Annotated in this window: 26 protein-coding genes; 14 read left to right on the top strand and 12 right to left on the bottom strand. The window is 64.9% G+C overall.

Annotated features, from left to right (window positions below; all coding sequences use genetic code 11):
- Window positions 1-3: 3 nt before the first annotated feature.
- Window positions 4-1,650: a GMC family oxidoreductase gene (locus IQ16_RS15155; protein ID WP_018641032.1), complete on the top strand. Its 1,647-nt coding sequence runs from the start codon at window positions 4-6 to the stop codon at window positions 1,648-1,650.
- 161 nt (window positions 1,651-1,811) lie between these two features.
- Window positions 1,812-2,354: an REP-associated tyrosine transposase gene (locus IQ16_RS15150; RefSeq protein WP_018641031.1), complete on the top strand. Its 543-nt coding sequence runs from the start codon at window positions 1,812-1,814 to the stop codon at window positions 2,352-2,354.
- A gap of 995 nt (window positions 2,355-3,349) precedes the next feature.
- Here the strand turns inward: IQ16_RS15150 and IQ16_RS15140 are convergent.
- Both IQ16_RS15140 and IQ16_RS15135 read right to left on the bottom strand, forming a co-directional pair.
- Window positions 3,350-4,192: an AAA family ATPase gene (locus IQ16_RS15140; RefSeq protein WP_018641030.1), complete on the bottom strand. Its 843-nt coding sequence runs from the start codon at window positions 4,190-4,192 to the stop codon at window positions 3,350-3,352.
- A gap of 105 nt (window positions 4,193-4,297) precedes the next feature.
- Window positions 4,298-4,543, bottom strand: a complete 246-nt coding sequence (locus IQ16_RS15135; protein ID WP_018641029.1) for a GlsB/YeaQ/YmgE family stress response membrane protein — start codon at window positions 4,541-4,543, stop codon at window positions 4,298-4,300.
- A gap of 123 nt (window positions 4,544-4,666) precedes the next feature.
- On the opposite strand from IQ16_RS15135, the gene IQ16_RS15130 reads away from it, so the two are divergent.
- The 3 genes from IQ16_RS15130 to sseA all read left to right on the top strand — a co-directional run bounded on the left by IQ16_RS15130 (window position 4,667) and on the right by sseA (window position 7,417).
- On the top strand, window positions 4,667-5,842 hold the full coding sequence (locus IQ16_RS15130; protein WP_018641028.1) for a vWA domain-containing protein: 1,176 nt from the start codon (window positions 4,667-4,669) through the stop codon (window positions 5,840-5,842).
- 108 nt (window positions 5,843-5,950) lie between these two features.
- Window positions 5,951-6,364, top strand: a complete 414-nt coding sequence (locus tag IQ16_RS15125) for a rhodanese-like domain-containing protein (RefSeq protein ID WP_018641027.1) — start codon at window positions 5,951-5,953, stop codon at window positions 6,362-6,364.
- Window positions 6,365-6,562: 198 nt separating this feature from the next.
- Window positions 6,563-7,417 (top strand): 3-mercaptopyruvate sulfurtransferase, encoded by an 855-nt coding sequence (sseA, locus tag IQ16_RS15120; RefSeq protein ID WP_018641026.1) that lies wholly within the window; start codon window positions 6,563-6,565, stop codon window positions 7,415-7,417.
- 192 nt (window positions 7,418-7,609) lie between these two features.
- Here the strand turns inward: sseA and IQ16_RS15115 are convergent, their stop codons facing one another.
- Window positions 7,610-8,374, bottom strand: a complete 765-nt coding sequence (locus IQ16_RS15115; protein ID WP_018641025.1) for a hypothetical protein — start codon at window positions 8,372-8,374, stop codon at window positions 7,610-7,612.
- Window positions 8,375-8,742: 368 nt separating this feature from the next.
- Between IQ16_RS15115 and IQ16_RS15110 the strand changes: the two genes are divergently transcribed.
- Window positions 8,743-9,939 (top strand): L,D-transpeptidase, encoded by a 1,197-nt coding sequence (locus tag IQ16_RS15110; protein ID WP_026311705.1) that lies wholly within the window; start codon window positions 8,743-8,745, stop codon window positions 9,937-9,939.
- A 59-nt stretch (window positions 9,940-9,998) separates the two neighbouring features.
- Here IQ16_RS15110 and IQ16_RS15105 read toward each other — a convergent pair whose 3' ends face one another.
- Both IQ16_RS15105 and IQ16_RS15100 read right to left on the bottom strand, forming a co-directional pair.
- On the bottom strand, window positions 9,999-10,961 hold the full coding sequence (locus IQ16_RS15105) for a D-2-hydroxyacid dehydrogenase family protein (RefSeq protein ID WP_018641023.1): 963 nt from the start codon (window positions 10,959-10,961) through the stop codon (window positions 9,999-10,001).
- A 133-nt stretch (window positions 10,962-11,094) separates the two neighbouring features.
- Window positions 11,095-11,310, bottom strand: a complete 216-nt coding sequence (locus IQ16_RS15100; RefSeq protein WP_018641022.1) for a hypothetical protein — start codon at window positions 11,308-11,310, stop codon at window positions 11,095-11,097.
- A 233-nt stretch (window positions 11,311-11,543) separates the two neighbouring features.
- Between IQ16_RS15100 and ettA the strand changes: the two genes are divergently transcribed.
- Both ettA and IQ16_RS15090 read left to right on the top strand, forming a co-directional pair.
- The gene (gene ettA / locus IQ16_RS15095; protein ID WP_018641021.1) at window positions 11,544-13,193 is read left to right on the top strand and encodes an energy-dependent translational throttle protein EttA; all 1,650 of its coding nucleotides are present in this window, start codon (window positions 11,544-11,546) and stop codon (window positions 13,191-13,193) included.
- Between the two features lie 7 nt (window positions 13,194-13,200).
- A complete protein-coding gene (locus tag IQ16_RS15090) occupies window positions 13,201-14,427 on the top strand; it encodes a lytic murein transglycosylase (protein ID WP_018641020.1) in 1,227 nt (408 codons plus the stop codon).
- Window positions 14,428-14,507: 80 nt separating this feature from the next.
- On the opposite strand, the gene IQ16_RS15085 is transcribed toward IQ16_RS15090, so the two are convergent.
- A complete protein-coding gene (locus tag IQ16_RS15085; protein ID WP_018641019.1) occupies window positions 14,508-14,789 on the bottom strand; it encodes a hypothetical protein in 282 nt (93 codons plus the stop codon).
- A 237-nt stretch (window positions 14,790-15,026) separates the two neighbouring features.
- Window positions 15,027-15,347, bottom strand: a complete 321-nt coding sequence (locus tag IQ16_RS15080) for a hypothetical protein (protein WP_018641017.1) — start codon at window positions 15,345-15,347, stop codon at window positions 15,027-15,029.
- Window positions 15,348-15,478: 131 nt separating this feature from the next.
- Between IQ16_RS15080 and IQ16_RS15075 the strand changes: the two genes are divergently transcribed.
- The 3 genes from IQ16_RS15075 to bfr all read left to right on the top strand — a co-directional run bounded on the left by IQ16_RS15075 (window position 15,479) and on the right by bfr (window position 16,840).
- Complete coding sequence (locus IQ16_RS15075; RefSeq protein ID WP_026311704.1) at window positions 15,479-15,787, top strand: hypothetical protein; 309 nt, start codon at window positions 15,479-15,481, stop codon at window positions 15,785-15,787.
- Between the two features lie 159 nt (window positions 15,788-15,946).
- Entirely contained in the window at window positions 15,947-16,219 is a 273-nt protein-coding gene (locus IQ16_RS15070; RefSeq protein WP_018641015.1) for a (2Fe-2S)-binding protein, read from the top strand.
- 132 nt (window positions 16,220-16,351) lie between these two features.
- Window positions 16,352-16,840, top strand: a complete 489-nt coding sequence (gene bfr / locus IQ16_RS15065; RefSeq protein ID WP_018641014.1) for a bacterioferritin — start codon at window positions 16,352-16,354, stop codon at window positions 16,838-16,840.
- Between the two features lie 99 nt (window positions 16,841-16,939).
- Here bfr and IQ16_RS15060 read toward each other — a convergent pair whose 3' ends face one another.
- From IQ16_RS15060 to IQ16_RS15050, 3 genes are all read right to left on the bottom strand, one after another.
- Window positions 16,940-17,542 carry an MSMEG_1061 family FMN-dependent PPOX-type flavoprotein gene (locus tag IQ16_RS15060; RefSeq protein WP_018641013.1) on the bottom strand — a complete coding sequence of 201 codons (603 nt, stop codon included), beginning with the start codon at window positions 17,540-17,542 and terminating at the stop codon, window positions 16,940-16,942.
- A 77-nt stretch (window positions 17,543-17,619) separates the two neighbouring features.
- Window positions 17,620-17,964, bottom strand: a complete 345-nt coding sequence (locus IQ16_RS15055) for a hypothetical protein (protein WP_026311703.1) — start codon at window positions 17,962-17,964, stop codon at window positions 17,620-17,622.
- A 171-nt stretch (window positions 17,965-18,135) separates the two neighbouring features.
- On the bottom strand, window positions 18,136-19,197 hold the full coding sequence (locus tag IQ16_RS15050) for an alpha/beta fold hydrolase (protein ID WP_018641011.1): 1,062 nt from the start codon (window positions 19,195-19,197) through the stop codon (window positions 18,136-18,138).
- Between the two features lie 128 nt (window positions 19,198-19,325).
- Between IQ16_RS15050 and IQ16_RS15045 the strand changes: the two genes are divergently transcribed.
- Together IQ16_RS15045 and IQ16_RS15040 are read left to right on the top strand one after the other, a co-directional pair.
- On the top strand, window positions 19,326-19,592 hold the full coding sequence (locus tag IQ16_RS15045; RefSeq protein ID WP_018641010.1) for a DUF2277 domain-containing protein: 267 nt from the start codon (window positions 19,326-19,328) through the stop codon (window positions 19,590-19,592).
- Window positions 19,593-19,691: 99 nt separating this feature from the next.
- Window positions 19,692-19,913 carry a hypothetical protein gene (locus IQ16_RS15040; RefSeq protein WP_026311702.1) on the top strand — a complete coding sequence of 74 codons (222 nt, stop codon included), beginning with the start codon at window positions 19,692-19,694 and terminating at the stop codon, window positions 19,911-19,913.
- Window positions 19,914-20,062: 149 nt separating this feature from the next.
- On the opposite strand, the gene IQ16_RS15035 is transcribed toward IQ16_RS15040, so the two are convergent.
- Window positions 20,063-20,572 (bottom strand): collagen-like domain-containing protein, encoded by a 510-nt coding sequence (locus IQ16_RS15035; protein ID WP_018641009.1) that lies wholly within the window; start codon window positions 20,570-20,572, stop codon window positions 20,063-20,065.
- Between the two features lie 159 nt (window positions 20,573-20,731).
- Between IQ16_RS15035 and IQ16_RS15030 the strand changes: the two genes are divergently transcribed.
- On the top strand, window positions 20,732-21,001 hold the full coding sequence (locus tag IQ16_RS15030) for a hypothetical protein (RefSeq protein ID WP_035665899.1): 270 nt from the start codon (window positions 20,732-20,734) through the stop codon (window positions 20,999-21,001).
- 21 nt (window positions 21,002-21,022) lie between these two features.
- Here the strand turns inward: IQ16_RS15030 and IQ16_RS15025 are convergent, their stop codons facing one another.
- On the bottom strand, window positions 21,023-21,268 hold the full coding sequence (locus tag IQ16_RS15025; protein ID WP_018641007.1) for a helix-turn-helix domain-containing protein: 246 nt from the start codon (window positions 21,266-21,268) through the stop codon (window positions 21,023-21,025).
- Window positions 21,269-21,313 lie beyond the last annotated feature (45 nt).

Below are 21,313 nucleotides of genomic sequence, written 5' to 3'. Positions count from 1 at the left end.
ACCATGGATAGATTCGATTATGTGATCGTCGGCGCGGGCTCCGCCGGTTGCGTGCTCACCAGCCGGCTCAGCGAAGATCCCAATGTCAGCGTCTGCGTGCTCGAAGCCGGGCCGAGCGACTGGCACCCCTACATCCATCTGCCGGCGGGTTTCATAAAAACCTTCCACATGAAGAGCATCAACTGGGCCTACCAGCAGGAGCCGGGACCCTATACCGGCGGGCGCAGCATCTACGCGCCGCGCGGCAAGACGCTCGGCGGCTCGTCCTCGATCAACGGCCACATCTACAACCGCGGCCAGCGCATGGATTTCGACACCTGGGCGCAGATGGGCAATCGCGGCTGGGGTTATGCCGACGTGCTGCCGTACTTCCGGCGGCTGGAAAGGCGCGTGGGCGAGGGCGAGGACACCTATCGCGGCCGCGACGGCAAGCTCACCGTCACCACCATGGACTGGCGCGATCCGCTCTGCGAGGCCTTCATGGAAGGCGCAGTCTCGCTCGGCATCCCACGCAACCCCGACTACAACGGCAAGACCCAGGAGGGCGTCTCCTACTGCCAGCGCACCATCGACAAGGGCCTGCGCGTCTCCGGTTCGACCGCCTTCCTCAAGCCCGCGATGAAGCGGCCCAACGTGCATGTGCACACGCATGCGCATGCGACCGAGATCTTTTTTGAAGGCAAGCGCGCGGTCGGCGTGCGTTACACCAAGGGCGGCCGTGGCGGCCAGCCCGTCGAAGTGCGCGCCAACAAGGAAGTGATCCTCTCCGGCGGCACCTATAATTCGCCGCAGCTCTTGCAGCTCTCTGGCGTCGGCTCGCCGGATCTGTTGCAGCAGCACGGCATCGCGGTGCGTCACGCGCTGCCCGTCGGCGAGGGCCTTCAGGACCATTACGCCCCGCGCACGGTGGCGCGCGTGAAAGACATCAAGACTATCAACGAGCTCCGCCGCGGCTTCTCGCTGTGGATCGAGGCGTTGAAATGGGCGACCGCGCGCCGCGGCCTGCTGTCGCTGTCGCCGACCATGGTCTATTGCTTCTGGCACTCCGGCGAGAGCGCTGAGAGCTCCGATCTCCAGCTCACCTTCACGCCCGCCTCCTACAAGGAAGGCGTGCAGGGGCAGCTCGAGGACGAGCCCGGCATGACGGTCGCCTCCTGGCAGCAGCGCCCGGAGAGCCGCGGCTATGTCCGCATCCGCTCCTCCGATCCGTTCGCGCCGCCGATCATCCAGACCAACTATCTCGATGCCGAGCTCGACCGCCGCGTCATCGTCGGCGGCATGAAGCTCGCGCGGCGCCTGCTGAAATCGGCGCCGCTGTCGCCCTATTACGCCTACGAGGATTTCCCCGGCCCCAACGTCAACACCGACGACGAATTCCTGCACGCCGCCACCGAGCGCGGCACCACCACCTTCCACCCCGGCTGCACCTGCCGCATGGGCCCGGCGGACTCGACCTGGGCGGTCGTCGACGACCAGCTCCGAGTCCACGGCCTCGAAGGCCTCCGCGTCATCGATGCCTCCGTCATGCCCCGCATGATCTCGGCGAACCTCAACGCATCAACGATGATGATCGCCGACCGCGCCTCGGACCTGATCCGCGGCAAGCAGCCGATGGAAGCCGCACGCATCCCGGACGCGGCGGTGGCGTGAGGCAAACTTCGTAGGATGGGTAGAGCGAAGCGAAACCCATCATCGTGCCGCGTTCTTTGAAGGTGCGATGGGTTTCGCTGCGCTCTTCCCATCCTACAAGCCCTTCACTATAGGTTGAGGTCGGAATTAGAATCGTCTGCAAGGTTGTGCTAAAATGAGGCATGACCTCCTATCGACGCAATTTCATTCCCGGCGGAAGCTTCTTTTTCACCGTCAACTTGGCGGATCGGTGCCTTCCGCTTCTGACGGCGAACATCGACCTATTGCGCGCGGCCTTCCGCGAGGTTCGCCAGCGGCATCCTTTCATGATCGATGCAATCGTGGTGCTGCCGGAGCATCTTCACACCGTCTGGACGATGCCTGGCGGAGATGCAGATTTTGCAATGCGCTGGCGACAAATCAAATCCGCCTTCTCCCGCCACCTCGTGCCCGGCGAAGTAGTCTCAGCGAGCTGCGTCAGCAGGGCAGAGCGGGGCATCTGGCAGCGCCGCTATTGGGAGCACACCATCCGCGACGAGGAGGATTATGCTCGGCACATCGACTACGTGCACATCAACCCCCTCAAGCACGGTCTGGTTAATCGGGTCTGCGATTGGGCACCGTCGTCATTCCATCGCCACGTCGAGATCGGCAACTATCCGGCAGATTGGGCCGGAGATCTGTCGCAATGCGACGACGGAGCCAAGTTCGGAGAGCGGAGTTGAGGGAGCAGTAGGATGGGTAGAGCGAAGCGAAACCCATCACCATCACCGCGGAAAGAACGCGATGGGTTTCGCTTCGCTCTACCCATCCTACGAAACTGGTCTCACGTCGGGCAAAACACCCCGCACCCCGTCAATCCCTTCCATCAAAAATATTCCACTTTACCGAAATTCGGAATTGCGGCATATATCGACACAGCCCGGCCCGACGAAGAGGGGCGGTTCGCGAGTCGTTCGAAACGCGGGCCGGGTTGCGGTGGACGCGGCAGCGTCGGCACGAGATGGTGCGGGCAGGGCGGGTAGTCCCTGTGAGTCCGCGGCCGCGTGTAGACGAACGGCGCTGAGTGCGTACGGCAAAACCGTGTGGTCCTGGCCGTCGTTGCTACGGTCAAGCCTTTGCGGAGATGTGCGCGAGCCCAACCGGGTCAACGGCATCGTCAATTCGCGAGGTGAGGGAGGTCAGAGGGAAAGTTCGGCTCCCGGGAGAGCGCGGCATAAGCCGTCCGACCACTGCGCAGGGAAGGCCGAGTGATTGGCTACACCTGTATGCTGCTGTGCGGTTTCTCTGCGCACCATTCGCGCAGCAGACCGCGGGTGCCGGTCGGCACCCGGCCTTCCCTGCGCCCTCTTTCTTTGAGGGGCGAGGAATGAAGCAAAGCTCGGGCGAAATGCGCCGCGAGGCTGCGAAGGTGTGTCTGCAATTAAGATGCGAGTTGGAGAATGGCGCCATTGCCCCTTGCTCCGTCATTGCGAGCGCAGCGAAGCAATCCAGAGTCTTGTCGCAGAGGGATTCTGGATTGCTTCGCTGCGCTCGCAATGACGATGGGGTGATAGCGTGCACCGAGCTCAGCTCTCGTGCCCCGGACGCAGCGCAGCGTCTCTTCGACGGTGCGCTGCAGAGCCGGGGCCCATGTCTCCGAGCAATCCGTGCGGCCTTCTGGGTCCCGGCTCTGCGCAGCAGCGTTTCACGCTGCAGCGCGTCCGGGACACGAGAGGCCCTACACTTCCCTTCTGCTCAAGAACGCCAGCCGCTCGAACAGATGCACGTCCTGCTCGTTCTTCAGCAGCGCGCCGTGCAGCGGCGGGATCAGTTTTCGCGGATCCCGTTCCCTCAACTGCTCGACGCTCATGTCCTCGTTGAGCAGCAGCTTGAGCCAGTCGAGCAGCTCCGACGTGGACGGCTTCTTCTTCAGGCCGGGCACCTCGCGCACCTCGAAGAAGATGCGCAGCGCTTCCTCGACCAGGCGCTTCTTGATGCCGGGGAAGTGGACGTCGACGATGCGGCCCATCGTGTCGGCGTCGGGGAACTTGATGTAGTGGAAGAAGCAGCGGCGGAGAAAAGCGTCCGGCAGCTCCTTCTCGTTGTTGGAGGTGATCATCATGATCGGGCGCTGCTTGGCCTTGATCGTCTCGCCGGTCTCGTAGACATGGAATTCCATGCGGTCGAGCTCGAGCAGGAGGTCGTTCGGGAATTCGATGTCGGCCTTGTCGATCTCGTCGATCAGCAGCACCGGGCGCTGCTCGGCCGTGAAGGCCTCCCACAGCTTGCCGCGCTTGATGTAGTTCTTGATGTCGGACACGCGGGCATCGCCGAGCTGGCTGTCGCGCAGGCGCGACACCGCGTCGTATTCATAGAGGCCCTGCTGCGCCTTGGTGGTGGACTTGATGTGCCAGGTCAAAAGCGGCGCGTTCAGCGCCTTGGCCACTTCCTCCGCCAGCACCGTCTTGCCGGTGCCGGGCTCGCCCTTCACCAGGAGCGGGCGCTCGAGCACGATCGAGGCATTGACGGCGACCTTGAGATCGTCGGTCGCAACATAGTCCTTGGTGCCGGTAAATTTCATTGCACGTCCTTGTTGGTCGTCGTCCCAGGCGTTGCCACTTTCATTGCTCTGGTCGCGACAAGGGAACGGCCGCTCGCGGCGGCCGTTCCTGGTTCGGTCAGGCTTTCAGACCCGTTTTATCAGCGAAAGGATGACGAGCACAATCACCGCGCCGATCGTGGCGTCCACGATGGCGCCGAGCGTGCCGGTGGCGAGCGCGATGTGCAGCTGGGGCAGCACCCAGCTTGCGACCAGCGCGCCGATGATGCCGACGACGATGTTGCCGATCAGCCCAAATCCCGCCCCGTGGACAATCTTGCCGGCCAGCCAGCCGGCAATCGCGCCGATGATGAGCGCTGCGAGAATTCCCATTGCAAACGTCCCCGAAACAACCCCTTGAGGCGGTCAATTCTAGAGCAAAAAGCCTCCCGGTCCAGCGCAGAGCGCCGGTCTCCGCCCCTTGACGTTCGCCCCCCGACGGGCAATCTGTCACCCATGTTCCTGCAATTCTTCACCTCTCTGCGCGACGCGCAGGTCCCCGTGACGCTGCGCGAATACCTCACGCTGATGGAGGCGCTCGACGCCGACCTGTCGGACTATTCGGTCGAGAATTTCTACTATCTGTCGCGCACCTCGCTGGTGAAGGACGAGCGCAATCTCGACAAGTTCGATCGCGTCTTCGGCACGGTGTTCAAGGGGCTGGAAAGCCTGCTCGACGCCATGGAGAAGGCGGAGATCCCCGAGGAGTGGCTGAAGAAGCTCGCGGAGAAGTATCTCACCGAGGAAGAGAAGAAGCAGATCGAGGCCATGGGCTGGGACAAGCTCATGGAGACCCTGAAGAAGCGCCTCGAGGAGCAGAAGGGCCGCCACCAGGGCGGCTCGAAGTGGATCGGCACCGCCGGCACCTCGCCGTTCGGCGCCCACGGCTACAATCCCGAAGGCGTCCGCATCGGCCAGGAGAAGAACCGCAACAACCGCGCCGTGAAGGTGTGGGACAAGCGCGAGTTCAAGGATTTGGACGGCAATGTCGAGCTCGGCATCCGCAACATCAAGGTGGCGCTGCGGCGCCTGCGCAAGTTCGCGCGCACCGGCGCGCCCGACGAGCTCGATCTCGACACCACCATCCGCGAGACCGCCAATCACGGCTATCTCGACGTGCACATGCGCCCCGAGCGGCGCAACGCGGTGAAGCTGCTGGTGTTCTTCGACATCGGCGGCTCCATGGATTCGCATATCGAGCAGGTCGAGGAGCTGTTCTCGGCGGCGAAGAGCGAGTTCAAGCACATGGAGTATTTCTACTTCCACAACTGCCTCTATGAAGGCGTCTGGAAGCAGAACAAGCGCCGCTTCACCGACCGCACGCCGACCTGGGACGTGCTGCACAAATACCCGCATGACTACAAGGTCGTGTTCGTCGGCGACGCCTCGATGTCGCCTTACGAGATCATGGTGCCCGGCGGCTCGGTCGAGCACGTCAACGAGGAGCCCGGCTCGATCTGGCTCGACCGCATCATCCGCACCTATCCGCATGCGGTGTGGCTGAATCCGGTCGCTCAGAAGCACTGGGACTATTCGGAATCGACCACCATCATCAAACGCATCTTCGCCAACCGGATGTATCCGATCACGATCGAGGGGCTGGAGAGTGCGATGAAGGAATTGACGCACTAACACGTGTCGTCATTCCGGGGCGCGCGTAGCGCGAACCCGGAATCTCGAGGTTCCGGGTTCGATGCTTCGCATCGCCCCGGAACGACGGAGAACAAGAGGGAGAACCACATGCCCCAGACCATCACACGCGGCATCAAGGCGCTGATCGACGAGGCCAATGCCGAGATCGAGACGCTCACCGCCAAGGACGCCATCGAGATCTCCAAGAACGGCGACGTCGTCATCGTCGATATCCGCGATCCCCGCGAGATCGAGCGCGACGGCCGTATCCCCGGTGCCTTCGCCTGCACCCGCGGCATGCTCGAATTCTGGATCGATCCGCAGAGCCCTTACGCCAAGCCGATCTTCCAGGAGGACAAGAAGTTCGTCTTCCACTGCGCCGGTGGCTTGCGCTCCGCGCTCGCCGCCAAGACCGCGCAGGACATGGGCCTCAAGCCCGTCGCCCACATCGCCGGCGGCTACGCCGCCTGGCGCGATGCCGGCGGCCCGACGGAGCAGTGGGAGCCGAAGAAGAAGGGGTGAGGGGGAGTCACTGCTCTCTCCACCCGTCATTCCCCGCGAAAGCGGGGAATCCAGTACGCCGCGGCCTATCAGTTGAATCACAGCCGTCTCGGAGTACTGGATCGCCCGGTCAAGCCGGGCGATGACAGCGGAGTTTGACGCGCGCTGTATCAACTTCGCCCGCTTCGCGCGCCCCGGAATGCCTACAAGGAAAGTTCGATGACCGCCACCGACCCCCTCGTCTCCACCGAATGGCTCGCCGCCCACATGGGCGAGGCCAACGTCAAGATCATCGACGCCAGCTTCAAGCTCCCGGGCGTGCTGCCGCTGCCGAAGGACGACTACCTCGCCGCGCACCTTCCTGGCGCCGTGTTCTTCGACGTCGATGCGGTGTCGGATCATTCCAACCCGCTGCCGCACATGTATCCGAGTGCCGAGCAGTTCGGTCGTGACGTCGGCAATCTCGGCATCTCCAACGCCGACACCATCGTGCTCTACGATGCCGGCGGCTGGGTGGCAGCGCCCCGCGCGTGGTGGATGTTCCTGGCCTTCGGCCATAGCAATGTGCGCATCCTCAATGGCGGCCTGAAGAAGTGGCGCGCCGAGGGACGCGCTGTCGAGAGCGGCGAGGTGAAGCCGAAGCCGGCGACGTTCAAGGCGAGCTACGATCCAAAGCGCGTGCGCAGCATGCAGCAGCTGATCGCCAACGTGGAAACCCGCGCCGAGCAGGTGATCGATGCGCGCGCCGCCGATCGTTTCGAGGGCCGCGCACCCGAGCCGCGGCCGGGCATCCGCTCCGGCCACATCCCCGGCGCCCGCAACGTGCCCTACAATCTGCTGTTCGATGCCGCGACCGGCGAGATGAAGCCGCTCGACGACTTGCGCGCCGCCTTCACCGGCGCCGGCGTCAAGCTCGATGCGCCGATCGTGACGAGCTGCGGCTCCGGCGTGTCCGCGGGCGTGCTCACGCTCGCGCTCTATCGTCTGGGGATCACCGATACCGCGCTGTACGACGGCTCGTGGTCGGAATGGGGCCAGGAGAAGGGCCCGCCGATCGCGACCGGGCCGGCGTGAAGCGGTAGCCACGACGACGGTGCGCGCCCTCGCCCCGTTCTTACGGGGAGAGGGTTGGGGTGAGGGGCCTCTCTCCGCACGATGAGACTGTCGAGGGACCTGTACCCCCTCACCCGGATCGCGCCGGACGATGCTCCGCATCGCCGGGGGCGATCCGACCTCTCCCCGCAAGCGGGGAGAGGTGAAGAAAGATCAGCGCGGGCGCGTGGTCGTCGTCGCGAAAGTCTGCTGCGGCTGCCCGAAGGGATCGAGCTGTTGCCGCAACTGCTGAGGCGGCGGACGCCGCACCACGACGCGATGCCGCTTCTTCGCCTTGGGCTTGGTCGCCTTGCTCTCTGGCTTGTTGGCGTCTGCCTTGGCTTTCGCCGGCGGATCCTTCGAGGCGATGGTCGCGGGATCGTTCAGTGCGGCCAGTTTGGCCGGGGCAACGTCGACCGCAGGGGAGGCTGGAGCGGCATCGGGATCAGCCGGCGCCGGTACGCTGGCGGTCGCGGCAGGCTTCGCCTCGGGAACGGATGCCGTGGTATCGGCGGGCGTGAGCGTGTCTGTCGCGGCGGGCGCTGCGGCTTCCGTCGTGGTCTCGGCCTTGGCCGGCTCGGTGGCGGGGATGTCAGCCGCGGGTGCGGCGACCTTTGGTGCCACCGCTTCGGCCTCGCTGGCCACCGAGGTCGTCGTCTGTTCAGGCTCCTGAACCGGCAATCCGATGGTCGGCACCTGGTCGCGCAGCGTCGGCGCGGGCTCGGCCGGCTCCGGCTCCGCGCGCAAGGCTGCGAGCACCGGCTGGACCGGCTCGGACGCTTGCGCGAACACCTGCTCCTGCGGGCCGTTCCGCCAGGAGGGGTTGCTGACATACTGCTCATGGGTCGCCCGCAGCAGCGCGGCGGCCCCTAGGCCGAACACCAGGATGGAGGTTGACAGCACGATCGCGGCAAACAGGAAGCGAAAGCCGGGAAGCATCGGACGGGTTATGAATTTCCGCCCCGGCGGGTGGCGACCGGGACCCAAGAGCCATCTGAACGCGGTGACGGTACTGCTTGCCGCGTTCGCCACGCGGGGATCGGAGCTCAAAGCGGAGGCGAATCAGGCTGATTCGAACATACCGCAACGATTCCGGCCCAATCCCTAAAAATCGGGGCCGAAGCTCCGGCAATTGACGGCGCAACACGATTTCCGCCCCGTGATGCAACGGGGCAACGGTAATCTTGCGGATCACAATTCGGCAAATCCGGCGCAAACCGGCCTGATATGTCTTGAATGTGCCGCTATCTTCGGTCATCTGGCCGTTAACGGTCCTGATGGGGCCCCGGGGCTATACAAGAGCGATGATGATCAAACATTTTCTGACGATATGCGCTGCCGCAACAGTCGCTGCGGCGGGAACCTCGCTCGTGCAGGCTCAGAGCTATCCGGTCCAGCAGGCGCCGGGTTATGGCGCCCCGGCCGAGTATCGGCCCGGTGACCGCACGCCGAACTTCGACGCGCTGGAAGATGACGACGACGCGATGCCGCAGGCCGCGTTGCCGCCGCCCGGCCCGGGTGGTCCGATCACCTCGCCCAACGATCCGCGCTACGGCCGCCCTGCAGGTCCCCCGGTCTATTCGGCGGCCCCGCCGCAGGGGCCGGTGATGTCGCCGGACGATCCCCGTTATGGCCGTCCGGCCGGCGCTCCGCCGGTCTATTCGGCTGCCCCGCCGCAGGGACCGGTGATGTCGCCGGATGATCCCCGCTACGGCCGCCCCGCCGGTCCGCCGCCGGTGATCTATGCCGACCGTCCGGCCCAGGCACCCGCGGGTGACGGCTTGCGTCCGCCGGAAGCAGTCGGTGGTCCCGCCGCGACCGGAACGGTCCAGGCCGGGCAGGCGCCCGTCGGCGCCGATGGCCGGCCGATGACGATCGCCTCGCTGCCGCCCGAGGAGCAGCCTGATGCTGCGCCGGCGCAGTTGCCGCAGAACCTGCGCCGCCAGGAGGTCGCGTTCCAGACCAAGGAGCCGGCCGGCACGCTCGTGGTCGATACGCCCAACACCTACCTCTATTACGTGCTCGGAGGCGGTCGCGCGATCCGCTACGGCGTCCGCGTCGGCCGCGACGGCTTCACCTGGACCGGCGTGCAGAAGATCACCCGCAAGGCGGAGTGGCCGGATTGGCATCCGCCGACCGAGATGATCGAGCGCCAGCCCTATCTGCCGCGCTTCATGGCCGGCGGCCCCGGCAACCCGCTCGGCGCCCGCGCGATGTATCTCGGCTCGACCGTCTACCGCATCCACGGCACCAACCAGCCCTCGACGATTGGCAAGTTCGTCTCGTCCGGCTGTATCGGCATGCTGAACGAGGACGTCTCGGACCTGTTCGATCGCGTCAAGGTCGGCACCCGCGTGGTCGTGATGCCGGGTGGCCCGCCGCCGGGAACGGCGACCGCGTCCGCAGCGCCCGCGCCGGCTCCGATGTCGGCCCAGGCCGGCCCGGTCCCCGGCACGCAGCCGACGGTCGTGCCGCCGCTGCCCGCCCCGGTCACCGTGCGCTAAGCGCTTCGGTCTATACCCAGATTGCAGAAAGGGCGTGCCGTCGGCACGCCCTTTTCGTTTCAGGCCAGCTTGCGCGGCAGTTCGCCGCCCTTGGAGAAGGCGTCGATCGCCTCGACCATCTGGCCGTAATGGATGCGCAACCCGTCCTCGGTCGCGTAGCCGAGATGCGGCGTCAGCACGAGGTTGTCGAGCTTGCGGAAGGGATGGTCGACCGGCAGCGGCTCGACCGAGAACACGTCGATGCCGGCGCCCGCGATCTTGCGCTGCTGCAAGGCTTCCAGCAGCGCCTGCTCGTCCACGATCGGCCCGCGTGCGGTGTTGACGAGGAAGGCCGTCGGCTTCATCCGCGCGAGATCGGCGCGGCCGACGAGGCCACGCGAGCGCTCGCTCAGCACCACATGGATGGTGACGATGTCGGCCTTCGCGAACAGCTCCTCCTTGGTGGCGTAGCCGACGCCGGCCGCCGCGCACTTCTCGGGCGTGAGGTTCGGGCTCCAGGCAATCACGTTCATGCCGAATGCCTTGGCGATGCCCGCCATCTTGGTGCCGAGCTTGCCGAGCCCGACGATGCCCAGCGTCATCCCCTCGATCTCGACTCCGGCAAAGGTCTGCCAGGCTTCGCCCGCATGCATGCGCGCGTTCTCGCGGCCGATGCCGCGGGTCAGCTCCAGGATCAGCCCCATGGTCAGCGGTGCCGTGGGATCGCGCGAATATTGCGTGCCGCCAATTGCAACGCCGCGTCCCTTCGCAGCCTCCATGTCGATCGAGGCGTTGCGCATGCCTGATGTCAGCAGCAGCTTCAGCTTGGGCAAGCTGTCGAACAGGCTCTTGGGAAACGCCGTGCGCTCGCGCATCGCGCAAATGATCTCGAAATCGGCCAGCGCGCTCGCCGCGGCCTGCTCCGAGGCGAAAGGATGGTTGAACACGGTGACGTCGACGCGGTCGGACAATTTCGGCCAGTCGGCGACGTCGAGTGCGAGATTGAAATAGTCGTCGAGAATTGCGCAGCGCAGCCGGCTCATCAGCGTTCATCCATGGCGAGAGGTGACGGCGCCGGGCGGGAAGCGCCATCGTCGGAACCGGGCCATGGTTGCGCGCAATCAGCCTCGTGCGCAAGCAACCTGCGTCTTCAAAAATCCGATAGGCGAGGGAGCTTTAGAGGTCCCGGGGCTTCAGCCGGATCGGCGCATCCATGCCATGCTTGGCGCGCCAGGCAGGGCCGGGGCCGCGCATGTAGTGCAGTTCGGGCCGGTAGGGGTTGAAGGCGGTGGCGAAGAAGCGCTTCCAGAAGGCCTTGATCTCCGAGGCGAAGCCGGAGACGTGTCCGGCTTCTGCCGGAACGGGAAGGGAATGGGTCTCGATCAGAGCCATGATGCGGCCTCGCTGTGCTCCCCGTTCGTTCTGACGGGCGGCGCTGTTTCCGCGCGAAACCGAGCTTTGGCCTGCTTTATTAAAAAATGGTTTCAATTGTCCGGATCGGTGGCCGGATGGTGTCCGTCCCGTATTCATCCGTGGTGAACGGAGGGAAAACGTTGCCCTTTGGGGGCGGGATCGTTACATCGGCGGCAAGCAAATTTCCTCAAATCGAAGGTTTCACGGGACCGATGGCGCGCCAGTTCATCTATTTCATGCAGGGCCTGACCAAGAGCTACCCGACCCGGAAGGTGCTCGATAACATCCATCTGAGCTTCTACCCGGACGCCAAGATCGGCGTGCTCGGCGTCAACGGCTCGGGTAAGTCGACGCTGCTCAAGATCATGGCCGGCCTCGACAAGGAGTACAACGGCGAGGCCTGGGTCGCGCAGGGCGCCCGCGTCGGCTATCTCGAGCAGGAGCCGCATCTCGATCCCGCGCTCAGCGTGCGCGAGAACGTCATGCTGGGCGTCGCCAAGCAGAAGGCCATCCTCGATCGCTACAATGAGCTGGCGATGAACTATTCCGAGGAGACCGCCGACGAGATGACCAAGCTGCAGGACGAGATCGAGGCCCAGGGCCTCTGGGATCTCGACAGCAAGGTCGACCAGGCCATGGACGCGCTGCGCTGCCCGCCCGACGACGCCGATGTGACAAAACTCTCGGGCGGTGAGCGCCGCCGCGTCGCGCTGTGCCGGCTGCTACTCGACCAGCCCGAACTGCTGTTGCTGGACGAGCCGACCAACCATCTCGACGCCGAATCCGTGTCGTGGCTGGAAGGCCATCTGCGCAACTATCCCGGCGCGATCCTGATCGTGACCCACGATCGCTACTTCCTCGACAACGTCACGAGCTGGATTCTCGAGCTCGATCGCGGCAAGGGCATTCCGTACGAGGGCAACTACTCGTCCTGGCTGGTGCAGAAGCAGAAGCGGCTGGAGCAGGAAGGCCGCGAGGACGCCGCGCATCAGAAGACGATCGCCCGCGAGCAGGAATGGGTGGCGTCCTCGCCCAAGGCACGCCAGGCCAAGTCCAAGGCGCGCTATCAGCGTTACGAGGAACTGCTCAAGCAGGCCAGCGAGAAGCAGACCCAGACCGCGCAGATCATCATTCCCGTCGCCGAGCGGCTCGGCGCCAACGTCGTCGATTTCGAAGCCCTCAGCAAAGGCTATGGCGATCGCCTTCTGATCGACGATCTCACCTTCAAGCTGCCGCCCGGCGGCATCGTCGGTGTGATCGGCGCCAACGGCGCCGGCAAGACCACGCTGTTCAAGATGATCACCAAGCAGGAAACGCCTGACAAGGGCACGATCACGGTCGGCGAGACCGTGCATCTCGGCTATGTCGACCAGTCGCGCGATGCGCTCGACGGCAACAAGAACGTCTGGGAGGAGATCTCCGGCGGCAACGAGCTGATCCTGCTCGGCAAGAAGGAGGTGAACTCGCGCGGCTATTGCTCGTCGTTCAACTTCAAGGGCGCCGACCAGCAGAAGAAGGTCGGTGCGCTCTCCGGCGGTGAGCGCAACCGCGTCCATCTCGCCAAGATGCTGAAGTCCGGCGCCAACGTGCTGCTGCTCGACGAACCGACCAACGACCTCGACGTCGACACGCTGCGCGCGCTCGAAGAGGCGCTGGAGGACTTTGCCGGCTGCGCCGTGATCATCAGCCACGATCGCTGGTTCCTCGACCGCATCGCGACCCACATCCTGGCCTTCGAGGGCGACAGCCATGTCGAATGGTTCGAAGGCAATTTCCAGGACTACGAGAAGGACAAGATGCGCCGGCTCGGCCAGGACAGCATCATCCCGCACCGCGTGAAGTACAAGAAGCTGACGCGGTGATGACGGCATGATGCGGCGGGCGCTCATCGCTGCGGTGATCGTCGTCACCTGCGGCTGGTCGTCCGCCCGCGCCGCCGATGCTGCCTTCACGCAGTTCATCGCCTCGCTCTGGCCGGAGGCGCAGGCCGCCGGCGTCTCACGCGCCACGTTCGACGAGCAGACGCGCGGGCTCGAGCCCGACTACAAGCTGCCCGATCTGATCCTGCCGGGCCGGCCCGCAACCGGCGCGCCGTCGCAGGCCGAGTTCGTGCAGGTGCCTGCGGACTACGTCAAGGACGCTTCGATCGCGCGGCTTGCCGGCGAGGGGCAGCGGCTGCTGCAAAAGTACAATTCCGCGCTGACGAAAATCGAGCAGAGCTCCGGCGTGCCCGCGACCGTCATGCTGGCGATCTGGGGCCGCGAGACTGACTACGGCCGCTACACGCTGCCCTATGATCTGGTTCGTGTGTTGGCGACGCAGGCCTATGTCGGTCGGCGCAAGGACACCTATCGCAACGAGTTCATCCTGGCGCTGAAGATCCTCGGCGAAGGCGTGGTGACGCGCAAGGACATGCGCTCGTCCTGGGCCGGAGCTACCGGGCTCACGCAGTTTCTGCCGTCGGAGTATTACAAGCACGGCGTCGATTTCGATCGCGATGGTCGCATCGACATCTGGCATTCGGTGCCGGATGCGCTGGCCTCTGCCGCGCAGCAGCTCGTCAACAAGGGCTGGCAGAGTGGCGTACGCTGGGCCTACGAGGTGCAGGCGCCGGCGAAGGTCGATTGCACGACGGGCGTGCCCGAGGTGACGAAGCCGATCGGCCAGTGGCTGCGTGAAGGCTTCGTGCCGGTGCGCGGGCAAAAGCTCAGCGCCGCAGAGCAGGCGCAGCCGGCCTCGCTGCTTCAGCCCGAAGGCATCTATGGTCCGTCGTTCCTCACGACGAAGAACTATTTCGTCATCAAGGAGTACAATTTCTCCGACCTCTACGTGCTGTTCGTCGGCCACCTCAGCGATCGCATGACGAGCCCGCTGCCGTTCGCGACGCCCTGGTCGGCCTCGAAGCAATTGCGCACCAAGGATGTCGAGACCATGCAGCGCGGGCTCACCCGCGTCGGGCTCTACAAGGACAAGATCGACGGCAAGGCCGGCATGCAGACGCGTGCCGCGCTCGGCGCCTATCAGAAGTCGGCGGGACTCAAGGTCGATTGCTGGCCGAGCGAAGAGGTGCTGCGTTCGATCCAGGCGGCCCGGTAGCGGATGACCAAAGAAAAAAGCCCGGCCGATGCGCTCGGCCGGGCTTCTTGATCGCGGCGCGCATGCGCCAGCCGATCAGATCAGTAGCAGACGCGAACCGGGCGGCTGACCCAGCCGTAGCCGTCCCAATAGCGCTCACGACGCCAGTAGCAGGGCGCGGGCGGCGGGGGCTCGGCAACGTAAACGGGGCCGCCATAGGCGGGGCGGCTCGACGCGATGGCGCCGCCGACGATGGCGCCGCCAATCAGGCCGGCTGCGATGCCGGCGCCGATGTTGTCACCGGCTTTGGCAGACGGAGTGGCGGTCACCAGCGAACCGGCGACCGTCGCAACCGTGAGGGCGGCAACTAAAGTCTTCTTCATGCTCTTGGCTCTCCTGGGAGATGGGTTCCTCTTGTTAGAGGCGCCCGGGGTTCAAAGGTTCACGCACACTCTGATGGAATTGGCCTTGCGGCTAGGAAGCGCGCAAATGGTCAATCCACGGTAAACGCACACGGAGCTGTGACGAGAAAAAGCGGTCTTTTTCGGGCTCCCAGATGAACGGCATATCCGTAGTCAACCGGTCCAGGCAAGCGCTGCAAACGAGCCGGCTCAAGCGCCTCAGCCGCAAACCCGGACGCGGCGGACGCGCCAGGCATAGCCGTCCCAGAAGCGCTGCTTCTGCCAGACGCAGCCTCCGTAATAGTCGTCGGCGACATATCCCGGGCCCGGCGCGTAGTAGCGGGGCGGGTAGTAGCCCGGTTCGTAATAGCCGGGGCCTGGTCCGTAATAATACGGAGAAGCCAGCGCGCCGCCGACGATGGCGCCGCCGATGATCCCCGCCGCCACGCCGGCAGCGACGCCGCGCTGGGCATGGGCCGGGGTACCGGCCGTCAGAGCCAATGTGGCGAGGGCAGCGACTGTCAGGAGGGACTTCTTCATCGATTGACCTTTTGCATAAGCACGCGGGAACTCTTTGGGAACAGAGTTCCATACTTCGTTTGAATGATCAATGAACGGCACCTTTGCCGGAGGCGACCAATTGGTATGCACCGCAGGTCGCCAGGGAGACGATGATGGGCAACGCGATGATCAATGCATTGATTGCGGCCGGGGTCATCTTCGCCATCGGTTACGGCTGGATCACCCATCTCAAGAACCGCGGTCAGCGGCGCTCGCGCGCAGGGGCCGGCGGTGATGGCGGAGCCGGCGGCGACAGCTATTCGGGGACCAGTGACGGCTTCTCGCTGGGCAGCTGGTTCTCCAGCGACAGTTCGAGCAGCTCGACCGACAGCGGCAGCTGTTCGAGCGGCGACAGCGGCAGCAGTGGCGGAGATTGCGGGGGCGGCGGCGACGGTGGGGGAGGCGGTGGCGGCGACTAGGCGTTGCAATCTTGATCCACCGCAATACCTTATTTTAGAGCCGTTCTAGGCTGTTTCCGGGCCAGTTTGGAATAGCTTCAAATACCGGTTTTTCCCTTTGCATCCGGCTGGCCCGTTAAATATCGATGATGGCGCATCACCGAAGGGCCTGCCGCTTCCATGATCGTTTGTTCCTGTAACGTGTTGAGCGATGATGATATCCGCGCCGCCGTCGCCGAGTCCGACGACGCCGTGCGTCATGCCAAGCAGGTCTATGGATGTCTCGGCTGTAGCGCCGAATGCGGCCGCTGCGCCCGGACCATCAAGACCATCATCGACGAAGCGCTTGGTCCCTGCGCAAAGTCCTGCTGTGCCGGCTGTCCGCATTCCCACACCGTGGCCGCCAATGACGAGACGGCCGAGCCCGCCAAGTTCGCACTCGCGGCCTGCTGAAATCTTCCGCACTATCGGCTGAGCTTTTCCCCGGCTGCGTCTCCGTAGCCGGTTGCTCTGGTCTTCGAACTGACTTAGAAGCATTCTAAATACGGTTAGGCCCGTTTTGGACTGCAAGAGCTGGAGTGAACCATGCAGGGCGACGCAAAAGTCATCGACTATCTCAACAAGGCACTGCGTCACGAGCTGACTGCGATCAACCAGTACTGGCTGCACTATCGCTTCCTCGACAATTGGGGCCTCCTCGACATGGCCAAGGTCTGGCGCAAGGAGTCCATCGAGGAGATGGAGCACGCCGACAAGCTCACCGCGCGCATCCTGTTCTTCGACGGCTTCCCGAACATGCAGGTGCTCGATCCCCTGCGCATCGGCCAGAACGTCAAGGAGATCATCGAGTGCGATCTCGCCGCCGAGATGAGCGCGCGGGCGCTCTATCAGGAAGCGGCCACCTATTGCCACAGCGTCAAGGACTACGTCACGCGCGACCTGTTCGAAAAGCTGATGAGCGACGAGGAGCATCACATCGACTTCCTCGAAACCCAGCTCGACCTGATCGGCCGCATCGGCCTCGAGCTCTACACCCAGAAGCACGTCGGCGGGCTCGAGGGCGAGGGGCATTAAGCTCCGGCGCTAGCCGCATACTCCGCGTTAGCTGCATACTCCGGTGTCGTCCCGGCGAAGGCCGGGACGACACTGTGGCTGCTGTAGTCGCCGCGCCAACTACAGCTGCGCCTTGTAGCGCTCTTCCGTAATCGCCTGGCTCTCCGGCTCGCCGAGGCCGGTCTGCTCGTGAATGACCTCGGTGATGCTCGGCATCACCGAGCGCTGCACCTTGTCCCCCGACCATAGCTTCGAGCGCATCAGCGCCTTGCCGCAGTGGAAATAGACTTCGCTGACGGCGACGCTCAGCACCGCGCGCGGCGGCTTGCCGAATTCCACCATGGAGGCGAGCAGGTCCGGATCGGCCGACAGCGTGCCGCGTCCGCCGACGCGCAGCGTCTCGTCGATGCCGGGGACGAAGAACAACAGGTGCACGAAGCCCGAGCCTTCGACGACGTTGCGAAAACTGTCGATCCGGTTGTTGCCGGAGCGGTCGGGCATCAGCAACTGGTTGGGACCGGCGACGCGGACGAAGCCGATGCCGCCACCGCGCGGCGAGGCGTCGACGCTCCCGTCAGTGCCCGACGTTGCGAGCACGCAGAACGGCGACATCTCGATGAACTTCTTCGCATGCGCATCGATCGCGGGACGTGCCTTCGCGATCACACGCGGCGTCGGTTTGGCATAGATGGTGGCGAGGGCTTCGGCGCAAAGATCGGTCAACGGCGTGCCTCCCTGTCGGCTCGGCGTCAAACTACCCGATCGATCTGCTTCCAGCCAATGAAATCCACCACGACGCGCTACACCGCATCGGCCGGCACGAAGCAGCTGATGATGATGGTGCCGCGATGGTGGACGTACCAGACCACGGCCTGACCGACCGGATTGCCCTGATCGCGGATGATGGCGCGTTCGGGGACCTCCATCCACTGACCCTCGATCGGCACCCAATAGGTGCCGCCGCGCACGTCGTATTCGGTGCGATGGCCGTCGGAGATGTCGCAGCAGGGCACGCCGTTCGGCGCGATCACGCTCTTGAACCAGGCGCGAATGTCGGGCGGGACGTGATCGTATTGCCCGTTGTCGAATGCGAACGCGGCGCTCGTCAGCGCGGCCAGCCAGACGCACAGTGCGAGCCTGTGCATGCGATCTTCCTCCTCGCGCATCGTTCATTGGCGCGCGACTGTCCCGCGCGTCGATTCGTCTCGTTGACGCGATTAAGCCCGAGCTGCCGCCGCATTGCATGCTCAAATAATATGCGGCGCCGAGGCGCCGCATATGATGCATTGCGATATGTGGATTTGCGCCCCGTCGTCCTACATCGTCCGCTGCGGCGCGGTTTGCAGAAATTGTCTGACTTGCTCGCTGTAGAACTTTGCATTGCTGGTGGTGCCGTGGCCGCGCGTCTCGGTGCTGGCGGGGATCAGGTAGAGGCGGCCGTTCTTGACGCGCTTCATCGCAGCGTCCGTGAGGCCGGTCTCGGGCGGGTTGCGCTCGTCGTCGGCGGAATTGATCAGCAGCAGCGAAGCCTCGATGGCTTCGAGCTTCTCGCTCGCATTGTAGTCGTGCGAGGATTCCCACTGGTAGAGGAAGTCGTTGGTATCCGCCGTGATCGGCGTCGCCAGCCGGTCGTCGACGATCTTGTCGGCCTTGGCCGCCGTCGGCGCCTGCGATTGATAGGCCAGCGTGCCGCCGATGCTGGCGATGCCGTAGGCGGTGATGGCGTATTTCATCATGCGCGGCTGGGTGGTGTAGTTGCCGCCGTTGTAGTCGGGATCGTTGCGGATGGTGTCGAGCATGATCCGCCGCAGCATCCAGTTGCGCGATGCCATCTCGGTCGGCTGCGAGGCCATCGGGATCAGCGCGTCCATCGCCTTCGGATATTTCTCGCCCCACAGCCAGGTGTGCATGCCGCCCATCGAATTGCCGATGACGAGCCGCAGATGCTTGACGCCGAGGCCCTCCGTCACCAGGCGATATTGCGCCTCGACCATGTCGTCGTAATCGTATTTTGGAAAGCTCGTCTTCATGCCGTCGGACGGTTTTGACGATTTGCCGTGGCCGATGCTGTCGGGAATGATGATGTAATATTTGGACGCGTCGAGCGGCTGCCCGGCGCCGAACAGCTCGCCGGCAAAGGACGGCGTCAGCATGCTCGCGCCGGAGCCGCCCGTCCCATGCAGCACCAATACTGGCTGGCCGGTCGGCTCGCCGATTGTGGTGTAGTGCAGCTTCAGCTCCGGCATGGCTTCGCCGGTGTGGAACTTGAAGTCCCTGGCGACCCAGTCGCCTTGCTTGGGCGTGGGATAATCGGCAGCCACCGCCCATGTCGAAAAGGACAGCAGAGCGCCTGCCAGCGCCGCGCAAGAAGCTTTCATGTCTCTCTCCCCGTGCGGCTCATGCTCAGCGGCCGCCTTGCGGCGGAACTTAGCAGAAGTGCGGGGAAGGATGTAGGATTTCGCCTCCGCCGATCGTCCTTATGGAAACCCAGGGAGAGAGACGCCGCATGTGCCGCAACATCAAGACGCTGTTCAACTTCGAGCCGCCGGCGACGGAGGACGAGATCCACGCCAGCGCGCTCCAGTTCGTGCGAAAGCTATCCGGCTTCAACAAGCCGTCGCAGGCCAACGAGGCCGCCTTCGACGGCGCCGTGGCAGAGGTCTCGGAAGCCGCGCGAAGGCTCCTGGTCTCGCTGCACACCCATGCCCCGGCGCGCGACCGCGAGGTCGAGGCGGAGAAGGCGAAGGAGCGTTCGCGGTTGCGGTTCGGCTAGCGGCGGGCTTCCCGGCCTGTTCCGTGATCTGGCTCACGGTAAGGGGCGTCTCACCTTGCGATGGTGCCTGCCGGGGTTTTGACAGCCCGGAGCACGACCATGAGCCGCCCCCTTCTTCCTCTCAAGGCAGGTGCCATCATCTTCACGCTGCTGTGGACCGCGTGGATGATGTGGTGGAGCGGCTCGTTCTCGAGCGCGAGCGTCGTCATCCTGGCCCTGTGCGGCGCAGCGGTCGGCTATCTCTGGTATCGCGCCATGCGCTGGCAGTTCGAGCGCATGGGCATGCTGTCGCGCCGGGATGATTCCTCCGGGGCTTCTTGATCGCTGCGTGTCCCGGACGCGGCGCAGCGCGCTAGCGGTGCGACGCAGAGCCGGGACCTAGAGGTCGCCTCCACGGCTCAGCGTCGTGGGCCCCGGCTCAGCAGCGCATCACTGCGTGCTGCGCTGCGTCCGGGGCACGTGTGCGGCCGCTAGCTCTTGTTGCCGTGCTTCTTCTTTTTCTTCTTTTTCCTGTGATCGTCGGCTTCGCCGTCGTCGCCCTCGTCATCGGCGATCGGCTCACCGGCCTCCTGAACGGCGGCCTCGAGCGCCGCGCGCTCGGCGGCTTCACGTTCGCGCTGGCGGCGGCGCTCGTCCCAGGCGTCGAAGAGCTGGTCGAGCCACGGCAGCACCTGCTCGATCGACGGCAGCGGGCCGGGCGGACCTTGCTCGCCGCGCGCACCTTGCGGCCCCGCCGGTCCGACCGAACCCTGCGGGCCGGCCGCGCCACGCGGGCCGGCTTCGCCCTGCTTGCCTTGCGGACCGGCCTTGCCCAGCGGTCCCGCCTTTCCGATCAGTCCCGGCTTGCCCTGCGGCCCCGGCTTGCCGCGCGCTCCGTCCGGGCCCCGCTTGCCCGGATGACCCTGCGGTCCCGGCCGTCCCGGTTCGCCCTGCCGCCCACGCGGACCCGGAGGTCCCTGCCGTCCCTGATCGTCTGCCACACCACTGCTCCCTTGACCGGAAGCAAGCTACTTAGCGGCGTTTGACGACAGCAGCAATTCCACCGGCGCATCGTGCTGCGCTTGATCAACATCAATCGACGGAGCGAGGCGACGTGTCATTGAGCTTTGCAGGGCCACGATCATCGCGAGGAGCGATCGATGCGCGCAGCATTGAAGATCTTCTGCCTGTCCGCCGCGATCCTCGCCGCGGCTATCGTCATCGCCCAACTGCTCGTGCCTGGCATCATGCCGATTGCCTTCGCCGAGGAGCCGCAGCCGGCATGGGCTGTCATGACGGCTTTCGCTCTCCGCGCCATCGAGCTGATTGCGGCGGCGGTCGCGGTCATCGCACTTGCGATGCTGGCTGGCATGTGTGCACAGCGCGGGCTGCGCCGCTTGTCTGGCGGCACAGCCTCGCAGGCGGATTGATCGTCCGCACGCAGTTGCGCACTACTCCTGACAGGTCGGCACCTCGATGCCGGAGGCGGCATAGAGCCTGATCTTGTTGCGCAGCGTGCGCACCGACAGGCCGAGCACGCGCGATGCGCGTGTGCGGTTGCCGTCGCAGCGAGCGAGCGTCTGGAGCACGAGCTCGCGCTCGACCTCGTCGACGGTTGCGCCGATCAGCAGTGGAACGATCTGGTTCGGAGCGAGGAATTGTGCGTCCTGCGGCGCCGCGACATGAACAGTGGTCATCAACACACCCCGATCAACGCCCGCTTCCTTCGCTGGAAGCGGATC

Source organism: Bradyrhizobium huanghuaihaiense (assembly GCF_007830635.1).
Lineage (GTDB): Bacteria > Pseudomonadota > Alphaproteobacteria > Rhizobiales > Xanthobacteraceae > Bradyrhizobium > Bradyrhizobium huanghuaihaiense.
Note: the sequence above shows the minus strand (reverse complement) of the source record. Positions and strands in the feature narration are given on the sequence as shown.

What these genes read in the sequence shown, in the direction of transcription:
- bfr (WP_018641014.1), top strand. Translation starts at nt 16,352, where the DNA reads ATGCAGGGCGACGCAAAAGTCATCGACTATCTCAACAAGGCACTGCGT.
- IQ16_RS15110 (WP_026311705.1), top strand. Translation starts at nt 8,743, where the DNA reads ATGATCAAACATTTTCTGACGATATGCGCTGCCGCAACAGTCGCTGCG.
- IQ16_RS15075 (WP_026311704.1), top strand. Translation starts at nt 15,479, where the DNA reads ATGATGGGCAACGCGATGATCAATGCATTGATTGCGGCCGGGGTCATC.
- IQ16_RS15100 (WP_018641022.1), bottom strand. Translation starts at nt 11,310, where the DNA reads ATGGCTCTGATCGAGACCCATTCCCTTCCCGTTCCGGCAGAAGCCGGA.
- IQ16_RS15135 (WP_018641029.1), bottom strand. Translation starts at nt 4,543, where the DNA reads ATGGGAATTCTCGCAGCGCTCATCATCGGCGCGATTGCCGGCTGGCTG.
- IQ16_RS15040 (WP_026311702.1), top strand. Translation starts at nt 19,692, where the DNA reads ATGAGCCGCCCCCTTCTTCCTCTCAAGGCAGGTGCCATCATCTTCACG.
- sseA (WP_018641026.1), top strand. Translation starts at nt 6,563, where the DNA reads ATGACCGCCACCGACCCCCTCGTCTCCACCGAATGGCTCGCCGCCCAC.
- IQ16_RS15070 (WP_018641015.1), top strand. Translation starts at nt 15,947, where the DNA reads ATGATCGTTTGTTCCTGTAACGTGTTGAGCGATGATGATATCCGCGCC.
- IQ16_RS15130 (WP_018641028.1), top strand. Translation starts at nt 4,667, where the DNA reads ATGTTCCTGCAATTCTTCACCTCTCTGCGCGACGCGCAGGTCCCCGTG.
- IQ16_RS15080 (WP_018641017.1), bottom strand. Translation starts at nt 15,347, where the DNA reads ATGAAGAAGTCCCTCCTGACAGTCGCTGCCCTCGCCACATTGGCTCTG.
- IQ16_RS15030 (WP_035665899.1), top strand. Translation starts at nt 20,732, where the DNA reads ATGCGCGCAGCATTGAAGATCTTCTGCCTGTCCGCCGCGATCCTCGCC.
- IQ16_RS15155 (WP_018641032.1), top strand. Translation starts at nt 4, where the DNA reads ATGGATAGATTCGATTATGTGATCGTCGGCGCGGGCTCCGCCGGTTGC.
- IQ16_RS15090 (WP_018641020.1), top strand. Translation starts at nt 13,201, where the DNA reads ATGATGCGGCGGGCGCTCATCGCTGCGGTGATCGTCGTCACCTGCGGC.
- IQ16_RS15105 (WP_018641023.1), bottom strand. Translation starts at nt 10,961, where the DNA reads ATGAGCCGGCTGCGCTGCGCAATTCTCGACGACTATTTCAATCTCGCA.
- IQ16_RS15150 (WP_018641031.1), top strand. Translation starts at nt 1,812, where the DNA reads ATGACCTCCTATCGACGCAATTTCATTCCCGGCGGAAGCTTCTTTTTC.
- IQ16_RS15125 (WP_018641027.1), top strand. Translation starts at nt 5,951, where the DNA reads ATGCCCCAGACCATCACACGCGGCATCAAGGCGCTGATCGACGAGGCC.
- IQ16_RS15055 (WP_026311703.1), bottom strand. Translation starts at nt 17,964, where the DNA reads ATGCACAGGCTCGCACTGTGCGTCTGGCTGGCCGCGCTGACGAGCGCC.
- IQ16_RS15025 (WP_018641007.1), bottom strand. Translation starts at nt 21,268, where the DNA reads ATGACCACTGTTCATGTCGCGGCGCCGCAGGACGCACAATTCCTCGCT.
- IQ16_RS15050 (WP_018641011.1), bottom strand. Translation starts at nt 19,197, where the DNA reads ATGAAAGCTTCTTGCGCGGCGCTGGCAGGCGCTCTGCTGTCCTTTTCG.
- IQ16_RS15045 (WP_018641010.1), top strand. Translation starts at nt 19,326, where the DNA reads ATGTGCCGCAACATCAAGACGCTGTTCAACTTCGAGCCGCCGGCGACG.
- ettA (WP_018641021.1), top strand. Translation starts at nt 11,544, where the DNA reads ATGGCGCGCCAGTTCATCTATTTCATGCAGGGCCTGACCAAGAGCTAC.
- IQ16_RS15085 (WP_018641019.1), bottom strand. Translation starts at nt 14,789, where the DNA reads ATGAAGAAGACTTTAGTTGCCGCCCTCACGGTTGCGACGGTCGCCGGT.
- IQ16_RS15115 (WP_018641025.1), bottom strand. Translation starts at nt 8,374, where the DNA reads ATGCTTCCCGGCTTTCGCTTCCTGTTTGCCGCGATCGTGCTGTCAACC.
- IQ16_RS15140 (WP_018641030.1), bottom strand. Translation starts at nt 4,192, where the DNA reads ATGAAATTTACCGGCACCAAGGACTATGTTGCGACCGACGATCTCAAG.